General features: G+C 67.6%; 16 protein-coding genes. All 16 read right to left on the bottom strand.

Annotated features, from left to right (window positions below; translation table 11 throughout):
• Window position 1: 1 nt before the first annotated feature.
• Genes BMZ83_RS00510 through BMZ83_RS00435 form a run of 16 tightly spaced genes read right to left on the bottom strand, consistent with a single transcriptional unit; the run spans window position 2 to window position 8,666 of the window.
• Entirely contained in the window at window positions 2-193 is a 192-nt protein-coding gene (locus BMZ83_RS00510; RefSeq protein ID WP_049980745.1) for a 30S ribosomal protein S14, read from the bottom strand.
• Window positions 190-714: a 50S ribosomal protein L5 gene (locus tag BMZ83_RS00505; protein ID WP_074875325.1), complete on the bottom strand. Its 525-nt coding sequence runs from the start codon at window positions 712-714 to the stop codon at window positions 190-192. Before BMZ83_RS00505 ends, BMZ83_RS00510 begins: the two co-directional genes overlap by 4 nt.
• Window positions 707-1,411: a 30S ribosomal protein S4e gene (locus BMZ83_RS00500; protein ID WP_074874519.1), complete on the bottom strand. Its 705-nt coding sequence runs from the start codon at window positions 1,409-1,411 to the stop codon at window positions 707-709. The genes BMZ83_RS00505 and BMZ83_RS00500 overlap by 8 nt, the downstream gene beginning before the upstream one ends.
• Window positions 1,408-1,764, bottom strand: coding sequence for a 50S ribosomal protein L24 (gene rplX / locus BMZ83_RS00495; protein ID WP_074874517.1), 357 nt, complete (start codon window positions 1,762-1,764; stop codon window positions 1,408-1,410). The genes BMZ83_RS00500 and rplX overlap by 4 nt, the downstream gene beginning before the upstream one ends.
• Window positions 1,765-1,766: 2 nt before the next feature.
• Window positions 1,767-2,165 carry a 50S ribosomal protein L14 gene (locus tag BMZ83_RS00490; protein WP_074874515.1) on the bottom strand — a complete coding sequence of 133 codons (399 nt, stop codon included), beginning with the start codon at window positions 2,163-2,165 and terminating at the stop codon, window positions 1,767-1,769.
• Window positions 2,165-2,494 (bottom strand): 30S ribosomal protein S17, encoded by a 330-nt coding sequence (locus tag BMZ83_RS00485; protein ID WP_074874512.1) that lies wholly within the window; start codon window positions 2,492-2,494, stop codon window positions 2,165-2,167. Before BMZ83_RS00485 ends, BMZ83_RS00490 begins: the two co-directional genes overlap by 1 nt.
• Entirely contained in the window at window positions 2,479-2,982 is a 504-nt protein-coding gene (locus BMZ83_RS00480; RefSeq protein WP_074874510.1) for a ribonuclease P protein component 1, read from the bottom strand. The genes BMZ83_RS00485 and BMZ83_RS00480 overlap by 16 nt, the downstream gene beginning before the upstream one ends.
• A 6-nt stretch (window positions 2,983-2,988) precedes the next feature.
• Window positions 2,989-3,213 carry a 50S ribosomal protein L29 gene (gene rpmC / locus BMZ83_RS00475; RefSeq protein WP_049980740.1) on the bottom strand — a complete coding sequence of 75 codons (225 nt, stop codon included), beginning with the start codon at window positions 3,211-3,213 and terminating at the stop codon, window positions 2,989-2,991.
• Window positions 3,214-3,216: 3 nt separating this feature from the next.
• Window positions 3,217-4,167: a 30S ribosomal protein S3 gene (locus BMZ83_RS00470; protein ID WP_074874509.1), complete on the bottom strand. Its 951-nt coding sequence runs from the start codon at window positions 4,165-4,167 to the stop codon at window positions 3,217-3,219.
• Complete coding sequence (locus BMZ83_RS00465) at window positions 4,167-4,628, bottom strand: 50S ribosomal protein L22 (RefSeq protein WP_074874507.1); 462 nt, start codon at window positions 4,626-4,628, stop codon at window positions 4,167-4,169. The genes BMZ83_RS00470 and BMZ83_RS00465 overlap by 1 nt, the downstream gene beginning before the upstream one ends.
• 3 nt (window positions 4,629-4,631) lie before the next feature.
• Window positions 4,632-5,054, bottom strand: a complete 423-nt coding sequence (locus BMZ83_RS00460) for a 30S ribosomal protein S19 (protein ID WP_074874505.1) — start codon at window positions 5,052-5,054, stop codon at window positions 4,632-4,634.
• 3 nt (window positions 5,055-5,057) lie between these two features.
• Window positions 5,058-5,789 (bottom strand): 50S ribosomal protein L2, encoded by a 732-nt coding sequence (locus BMZ83_RS00455; protein ID WP_074874503.1) that lies wholly within the window; start codon window positions 5,787-5,789, stop codon window positions 5,058-5,060.
• Window positions 5,790-5,791: 2 nt separating this feature from the next.
• Complete coding sequence (locus BMZ83_RS00450) at window positions 5,792-6,046, bottom strand: 50S ribosomal protein L23 (protein ID WP_074874502.1); 255 nt, start codon at window positions 6,044-6,046, stop codon at window positions 5,792-5,794.
• The gene (gene rpl4p, locus BMZ83_RS00445) at window positions 6,043-6,789 is read right to left on the bottom strand and encodes a 50S ribosomal protein L4 (protein WP_074874500.1); all 747 of its coding nucleotides are present in this window, start codon (window positions 6,787-6,789) and stop codon (window positions 6,043-6,045) included. Before rpl4p ends, BMZ83_RS00450 begins: the two co-directional genes overlap by 4 nt.
• Before the next feature lie 5 nt (window positions 6,790-6,794).
• Entirely contained in the window at window positions 6,795-7,811 is a 1,017-nt protein-coding gene (locus tag BMZ83_RS00440; protein WP_074874498.1) for a 50S ribosomal protein L3, read from the bottom strand.
• Between the two features lie 18 nt (window positions 7,812-7,829).
• Window positions 7,830-8,666, bottom strand: coding sequence for a putative RNA uridine N3 methyltransferase (locus BMZ83_RS00435; protein ID WP_074874496.1), 837 nt, complete (start codon window positions 8,664-8,666; stop codon window positions 7,830-7,832).
• Between the last annotated feature and the right edge of the window lie 124 nt (window positions 8,667-8,790).

Below are 8,790 nucleotides of genomic sequence, written 5' to 3'. Positions count from 1 at the left end.
GTTATCGATACTTCCGGAAGCCCATGCTGCGGGCGATCTCTCGGAAACACTGCCGGCAGACGAAGACGCCGTACTTGCTCACCAGCCCCTCGGTGCGCTCGCAGCGGCGGCACTGCCGCTCCTGCGTGCTGCCCTGGGTGGCGTGCTCGCCGGTCTCTTCGTTACCGGTGTGTTCGCCGTCTAGTTCACTCATTCGTCGATCTCCACGTCGAACTCGGTCTCGAGGAACGCGATCGCGTCCTCGGCGGTCATGCGGTGCTTGTCGGGGATCGACCGCGTCACCTGATCGCGCTTGGCGACGCGGTAACCCGGACGGACCAGCGTGACGGTCACGTCGAGCCCGTAGATCCCGGTGTTGGGGTCGTACTCCTGGCTCGGGAACGCGGTGTGTTCGTCGACGCCGAAGCTGACGTTGCCGGCGTTGTCGAACTGTGACGCGCTGATGTCCGCGAGCGGGAGCGCGGTATCGAGGAACTCCTCGGCGTCCTCGTTCCGGAGGGTGACCTTCGCGCCGATCGGGTCGCCCTCGCGGATGTTGAACGCCTGCACCGTCCGCTTGGCGCTGGTTCGGACCGACTGCTGGCCCGTGATCTCCTCGATGATCTCCTCGGCGTCCCCGAGGTCGCGGCCACCCTGGCCGACGCCCGTGTGGACGACGACCTTCTCGATGGTCGGCTCGCGCATCGAATGGAACTCCGATTCGGCCTCACTCATCGTCATCACCCACGAAGTTCTCGTCGATGGTGACGACGTACTCCTCGACGGTCTCGAAGGAGCCGTCGTCGGTCGAGACGGTCACGGCGTTGCGGCCGGAACCGGGGGTGACGAGGATCTCGTCGACCTCGCCGATCTCGCCGGCGTGCTGGCCGTCGACGGCGGTGACGAGCGCGCCCTCCTCGTAGTCGAAGTGGGCCACGATCTCCTTGTCCTCGTTGTCGATCACGAGCGAGTCGCCCGCGCTGTACTCGTCGGCGTCCGCGAGCTGAATCGTGGAGCCGTCGTGCAGCGAGAGCTGGAAGTCGCCGCCGCTGACCTGCCGCTTGTCGGTGATCTTCCCGAGGCGGGAGGCCGCGCTCTCCTCGTCGATCGGGGTGAGCGCGAGCCGGCCGCCCTCGCCGGGGAACACGCGGAAGTACTCGTCGCGGGCCGGGAACGCCAGGATGTCGAACATCCCGATCGGCCGGGCCTCGTCGGCGATAGCGTCGCCGTTGACGAGTACCGCGTCGTTGTTCAGCGCGTAGCGAGCCTCCTTGCGAGAGTCCACGTAGCCGAGCACGTCGCGCAGGACGATCAGGAGGGGAACCCCCTTCTCGCCGTGCGGGCCCGCGTCGGCCTTGACCGTGAACGTCTCCTCCTTCCGTTCGACCGGCCAGGAGTTCGGTACCGAGAGTCGCTTCTGGTGGTTCGTCATTCGTTGTCCTCCTCGAGACGCTCCTGCCGGACCTCGTCCTCGAGGTCGAGCTCGGTCACGCGGACGTTCGAGGCGTCGAGCGGGCGGGGAACCTCCTCCCCGTCCGTCTTCTCCACGGTGACCTCCTCGACGTGGATGATCTCCTCCCGAAGGTCGACCTTCAGGACTTCACCCTCCTCGCCGGCGTGGTCGCCGCGGAGCACCTCGACGGTGTCGCCCGCGTTGACGCGGACGTTCCGCTGGCCGTACTCCTCGCGGAGGTCGGCCGTCAGCGTGGCCCGAACCTGCTTCTGCTTCTCGTGCAGGGGGGCGTCTCGCTTCTTGTTTCGTTGTTTGCGTGGCTGTCGTGTCATGCTTAGACGATCATCGTCGCCGTGCTGGCGATGGTGCCGAACCGCTCCGCGACCTCGCGAGCGACGGGCCCCTTGATCTCCGTCCCGCGGGGCTCCTCGTTCTCGTCGATGATGACGGCGGCGTTGTCCTCGAACTTGAGGCGCTCGCCGTTCGGTCGGCGGATCGGCTTCCGCTGGCGAACGACCACCGCTTCGAGCACCTGGCGACGCATTTCGGGCGTGCCCTTGGTGACCGAGACGGTGATCTTGTCGCCGATACCGGCTTTCGGGTGACGGTTCTTCGTCCCCGAGTAGCCGGCGGTGCTAATGACCTTGAGCTCGCGGGCGCCGGTGTTGTCGGCGCACGTGATCTTCGAGCCCTTCTCGAGACCCTGCGTGACGTCGGCCTTGAGCGCCTCCATCATTCACCTCCGCCGTCGACGACTTCGACGACGACGTGCGATTTGGTCTTCGAGAGCGGTCGAGTCTCTGCGATACGGACCGTGTCGCCCTCCTCCGTGTCGACACACGGCGGTTGGTGGGCGGGAACGCGAGAACGGCGCTTCATGTACCGGTCGTACTTCGGTACACGAACGTCGTACTCCCGCTCCACGACGACGGTCTTGTCCATGTCGGTAGAGGCGACCTCCCCCTCGAGCACCTGCCCGCGCACGGAGAGATCTCCGTGGAACGGACAGTTCTCGTCGGAGCAGGTCTCCTCCGGTTGTTCTACGTTTAGTCCGATTGCCATGTCGAATCACCCCCGCGCTCGGTTCGCGCGGCGGGTCGTGAGAGCAGCCTGGTGCCATCCACCGTCACGTAGACCGTATCCTCGCACTCGTCTGCCCGCGGGGAACCGTCCCCGTCGTGCTGACTCGCCCCGCGACCCTGACTCCGGGGCGCGGCGGACGGGCCAGACTTGCCGGGGCGGACCCCGGCAGTTTCCGTCCCGAGTTGGGATACGGACCCGGACGCCTCGGCGGCGCCCGCGGCTTCATCTGCGGCGGGAGCGACGCTGGCTCTCGCAGCGTCGTCCGTGTTCCTGATAGCGAACTCGAACCGGCTCCCCTCCTTGGGAACCTGTCGCACCCGACGCCCGTCGTCGACGTGGAACGTCTTCATCGTCTCGATCACGACGCGGCCGCTGATCCCGACCAAGTCGGGGTTGGCGGCGTCGGCCACCCGGACGGGCAGGCCGTTGAGTTCGTGTCGTGTGAGGGTGTCGGGTGTGAGTGCCATCGTGCGTTACTCCTCGTCCGCGTCGGCCGCGTCGTCGCCTTCCTCGTTCTGGATCGTCTTGATCCGGGCGATCGTGCGACGGAGCTCACCGACGCGGCCCGGGTTCTCCGGGGCGCCACCCGCCGCCTGGACGGCGCGAGCGTTCAGGAGCTCGGTCTCGAGCTCCTCGCGCTCGGCCTCCCGCTCGGCGGGCGTCATGTCTCGGATCTCTTCGGTGTAGAGAATCGCCATGTATTACTCCTCCGTTTCCTCGTCGTCTTCGTCGGGTTCGGCCTCCTCTTCGGCCTCCTCCATCTCGGAGACGAGGTCGGCGGCCTCCTCCTCGACCCCCTCTTCGAGCTCCTCGTCCTCGGCGGGCTCGGCCGACTCCGCGTCCTCCGCTTCGGCGGACTCGTCCGGCTCCTCGTCCTCGGCGGCGTCGACGACTTCCTCGACGACTTCCTCGCCGATGACCTCCTCGGGCTCCTCGTCGGGGATCTCGGGCTCCTCGTCCTCGGGCGCCTCGGGGACCTCCTCCTCCTCCTCGACGTCCGCGAGCAGCTCCTCGACGCCCTCACCGGTCTCCATCTGTTCGACCTCGGGGGCATCGTCGGTCTCCGTGATCTCGAAGTCGTCCGGGAGCGTCGCGTCCGGGCCGATCACCTTGACGGTGACGCCGATGGTGCCGAGCTTCATCACGGCGACGCCCTGCCCCTCGTCGACGACAGTCTGGGCCGGCTCGCCGTTGTGCTTGATGTAGCCGCGGTTGAACTTCTCGACGCGCGAGCGGGCGCCGGTGACCTTCCCCGAGAGGACGATCTCCGCGCCCAGCGCGCCGGCCTCCATCATGCGGTCGATGGTGGTGTGGCCCGCCTTGCGGAAGTACCAGCCACGCTCGAGCGCGTTGGCCAGTCGGTCCGCGACGATCTGTGCGTTGAGGTCGGGTTCGTCGACCTCCTGCACGTCGATCTGCGGGTCCTCCATGTCGAAGCGGTCCTCGAGCTCGGTGGTGATCTTCCGGATGTTCTTCCCACCCTTGCCGATCACCATGCCGGGCTTCTCGGCCTTGAGGACGATCTGGGTCCCCATCGGCGTCTTCGCGATGTCCATGCCGCCGTAGCCGGCGCGGCTGAGCTCGTCCGCGAAGAACTCGTCGATCTGGCTCCGCTGGAGCCCGTTCTCGATGAACTGCTGTTCGTCCGCCATCAGTTATCGGCCTCCTCGAGGATGATTTCCACGTCCACTTCCACGGTGTTCCACGGGTCGGCGGTCCCCATCGCACGGGGCTGGCGGCCGACCTGTTCGCCGACCTTGTGGGCGGCGACGTGGGAGATGGTCATCTCCTCGCCGTCGAAGCCCTGGTGGTCGGCGTTGTTCTTGGCGTTGGTCAGCAGCTTCAGGAAGTCCTCGCTGGCCTTCTCGGGGTAGCGGCCGGCGTCCCAGCCGTCGATGTCGGAGCGGTGTCCGACGCCGCTGTTGTGCTGCTTGAACGGTACCGAGCGATCGCCCTCGATGACGGCGTCGAGGTACTCCTCGGCTTCGCTGACCGTCTTGCCTTTGATAGCCTTCGAGATGGCCTTGCTGTGCTTCAGGCTGATCTGACGCTCCCGCAGCATGGCTTTCGCCGTGGTCTCCGGGTCGGCGTCGACGCTGTAGCTGATTCCCATAGGTTACTTGAGTGGCACGAACTTCGAGGACCGGGTCGCGCCGATGCCGGCCTGACCGTGCTCGACGGTGGATCGGGTGAGGTGGAACTCACCGAGGTAGTGGCCGATCATCTCCGGCTCGACCTTCACGCGGTCGAAGCTGTGGCCGTTGTACACCTCGAAGGTCACGCCGACGAACGACGGGAGGATCGGCATGTCCCGGAGGTGCGTCCGGAGCGGATCGTTCGCCGTCTCCTCCTCGCCCGCCTCGCGGGCCTCCTCGGCCAGCTTCCGGTGGTCGATGCCGAGTCCTCGGTCGATGGTTCGCCGCACGCGGGCGGGAAGCAGTTCCACGACCTCGTCGAGATCCATCTCTTCGAGGTCCTCGAGCGTGTGACCGCGGTAGGTGAACTCACCCTCGCGGCCGGTTCGGTATTCCGAGCTCATGGGTTACTCTCCTCCCTTGCCACCGCTGCGGCCGGTGCGCTTGGAGGCGATGTCGCCAACCTTCCGTCCCGGCGGGGCGTCCCGCGAGACGGACTTGGGCTGGCCGGGGTGCTGGCGGCCGCCGCCACCGAACGGGTGGTCGACGGCGTTCATCGCGACCCCACGGACACGCGGGTATTTGGTCCCGCGGGCCTTCATCTTGTGGTGTTTGTTGCCGGCTTTGACGAACGGCTTCTCCGTTCGCCCGCCGCCGGCGACGACGCCGATGGTGGCGCGACAGCCCGGCGGGAGGCGTCGGACCTCGCCGCTGGGCAGCTGGACGACCGCGACGTCGCGGTCGTGGCTCATCAGCTGGGCCGAGACGCCGGAGGCGCGGGCGAACTTCCCGCCGTCGCCGACCTGGCTCTCGACGTTGCAGATCGGGACCCCTTCCGGGATCTCCGCGAGCGGCAGCGTGTTGCCGGGCTTGATCTCGGCGGAGACACCCACCTGCAGGGTGTCGCCGACGGTGATACCTTCGGGAGCGAGCACGAGGCGGCGGTCGCCGTCCTCGAACTCGACGTCCGCCAGCGGTGCGCTGCGGGCGGGGTCGTGCTCGATGTCGACGATCTCGCCGGTGATCGTGTCGTGCTCCTCGCTTTTCTTGTGTTCGAGGTCAGCTTTGTAGCGGTGCGACGGCGCACGGAACGTCGGCGTCCCACGGCCACGTCGCTGCCCCTGAATTCGTCGTCCCATTGTCAGAACACCCCGATTCGCGAGGCGATCTCCTGTGCGTCGTCGTCCTCGGAGAGGCGGACGATCGCCTTCTTCTTCCCCTGCGGCGTGACCATCGTGTTGACCGACTCGACGGCCACGTCGTAGCGGGACTCGATCTCGTCTTTGATCGACGGCTTGTCGGCGTCGATGTGGACGATGAACTGGAGCGTGTTGTCGAAGTCCATCTGGTCCATCGCCTTCTCGGTGACCAGCGGGTGCTCGATGATGCCGCTCATCGGTCGGCCACCTCCTCGACGGCGCTCTCGGTCCAGACCGTCAGTCGACCGGCGTCCGTGCCGGGCGCGAGGTCCTCCGCGTTCACGTTCTCGGCCGTGGCGACGTCGACGCCGGCGAGGTTGCGCGCTGCGCGCGAGGGTTCCTCGCTGGTGACGACCAGCACGGACTTGGGCTCGTCGTACTTCCGGCCACGGGTCGTCCCCTGACCGGCGCGGACGCTCTTGCCCTCGTCGGCGCGGACCACGTCGTCGTGGATGCCGAGCTCCTCGAAGGCCTCGACGGCCTCCTTGGTCTTCTGCAGGTCCTCGAACTCGTCGCTCACGACGAGCGGGAGTTCGAGGTCGTCGTCGAAGGCGTGACCGCGCTCGGCGACGCGCTCGGCGTCGGCCGTGGCGGCGATGGCAGAGCGGGTCGCGAGCTTGCGCTCCTTGTCGTTGACCTTCTTACCCTGGTCCTTCTCCGCTTTCGGCGGGTGCGCCGCGCGGCCACCGACGGCCTGGGGCACTCGCCGTGCGCGTCCGTTCTCCTGTGGCACGTGCGCCATGCCGCGGCCCGACCCCATCGACTCGGCGGGGGTCCGGAGGCCGGCGTACTCGTCGGCGCCGTAGGCCTGCTTTCGGTTCGCCTGGGCGGCCTGCACGGCGCCTTTGATGAGGTCCGGGCGGAACGGCGTCTCGAACGCCGCCGGGAGCTCGATCTCGTCGCCGTCCGAGCCGTCCAGGTTTCGGATTGTTGCTTTCATGATTGTTACCCTTGGTTGGAGGCCGTCGAGACGTAGCGCACCTCGGGATCGAGGCGCGGCTGGTCGTTCGGCCGGATGGCCGGGCGGAACCGAAGGAGGCGCTGGTCGGGACCCGGCAGCGAGCCCTTCACGAGCGCGTAGTGCCCGTCGACCTCGCCGTAGTTGACGAAGCCGCCGTCGACGGAGGCGTCGTCGCCCTCGCCGAAGTCGATCAGGCGCTTGTTGAGTTCCGTCCGCTGGTGGTAGCCAGTCTGGCCCTGCTGGGGAACCGTCGAGCGAACGCGGCTCGGGTTCCACGGGCCGAGGTTACCGATGCGGCGCCGCCAGCCCTGCCGGGCGTGCTTGCCCTTCCGCTTCTGGACGCCCCAGCGCTTGACGGGACCCTGCGTCCCTTTCCCCTTCGTGATGCCCGATGCGTCGAGGTACTCGCCCGCGCGGAAGACGTCGCCGAACTCGTGTTCGCCGCCGTCCTCGACCAGGTCGAGCGCGAAGTCGGCGCGCTCCTGCAGGGAGCCACCGCCGACTCGCGTCTCCATGATGTCGGGTTCCTTCTTGGGGACGTTCTGGAGCGTCGCGGGGGTGGTGTGCGTGATGACCCGAAGGTCGTCGACCGCACCCTCCTCGACGAGCGCTCGCAGTTCGTCAGCGTCGCCCTCGAAATCGTTCTCCGCCGGCAGGTCCAGCGCGCGGTCGAGTTCGTCGTGGAACTCGGACGCCCAAACCTCGGTAGCCGGCTTCGATCCGTACGCCGTATCCTCGTAGGCTCGCACGGCGATCGCGTGCATCGGGGGGGTCTCGACGACGGTAACGGGGACGGACTCCTCCATCCCGTTCCGCGGCGAGTCCTCCTCGTCGTTGACCATCACGACGTGGGTCATGCCGGCCTTGTAGCCAGCGAAGCCCTGCAGTGCAGGGGACCCCTCGTCGTCCGGCCACGAGCGGATACGCGGCACTTCCGACGCCGCACGCGTTCGCGGGCCGAAGCCCAGCGAGCCTTTTCGTGGTCTGCTTGGTTGTGGCATGTTCGTTTTCCTCCGCGCTCAGTCCCTGAGCGCGAGCGGGGCGAGCGTGGCGAACACCGCTTCCTCGGTGCGCACCACCTCGCTGCCCTGATTCGGAACCGTATTCAGCCAGAGGTCGAACCCGGGCGAGTCGGGTTCGACGGGGAGATCGTCGGGGGACACCCCCAAGATCTCCGGAAGCCCGCGGCCCGGCGAGCCGAAGACGACGGTGGCGCCGTCCCGGTAGCGCGGGGCGAGTTCGGCGAGCCGCGAACGGGTGAGTTCGTCCCCGTGGCGCGACGTGCCGATGCACAGGCCCGCGTCGTCGCGGGCGAGGGCTTCCTGGATGTCCCCGCAGGCGTCGACGGTGAACCCCGAAGGGGGCTCGTCGACGAGCCGTGCGCGGACGGGTTCTCGCGAAGAGACCCTGACTGTGACGCGCTCCCCCCGTTCGACCGTCATCGACGACGGGACGAGCAGGGAGATCGGGTGTTGCAGTCCGCAATTGACCCGGACGCGATCGTCAGGTCCGACCTCGGTCACGATTCCTTCTCTCGACTCCGGGGTTTCACCCTCGGAGCCGGTCCGTGGGGAGACACGCATGGGCGGGAGGACGCCTGCGTAGCGCAGTTCGTCCCGTTCGTCCCAGACCTCCTTCCGGAGGTAGGGTGGTGTGGCCGCGTAGGCCAGCACCGTGCGGACGAACGTCCCACCCCAGCGGCCCTCGGCTTCCCGATCGGGGAAGACGAGGATTCGATCGGTCCGGTAGATGACCGCCGCGCGAGCCACGTACCCGAGCTTTCGGGTCGCCTCGCGCTTGTCTTCGGCCTCCCGGACCAACGACGACGGAACGACGAGTGTCGTGTCGCCCGTCATGTGCCTCGCCACTGGACTGTACAGTCAGTTCCGAACGACAGCGTAAAAGGGTAGCGACTCAGCATGGCGGCTGTGACGGCGTCACACGGCTCCAGACGCCTGCTGGGGGCTTTCTTTCGTTCGT

The sequence above is a fragment of the Halolamina pelagica genome (assembly GCF_900115675.1).
GTDB classification, from domain to species: Archaea; Halobacteriota; Halobacteria; order Halobacteriales; family Haloferacaceae; genus Halolamina; species Halolamina pelagica.
The sequence above is the reverse complement of the archived record's forward strand: the minus strand, read 5'-3'. Positions and strand labels throughout refer to the sequence as shown.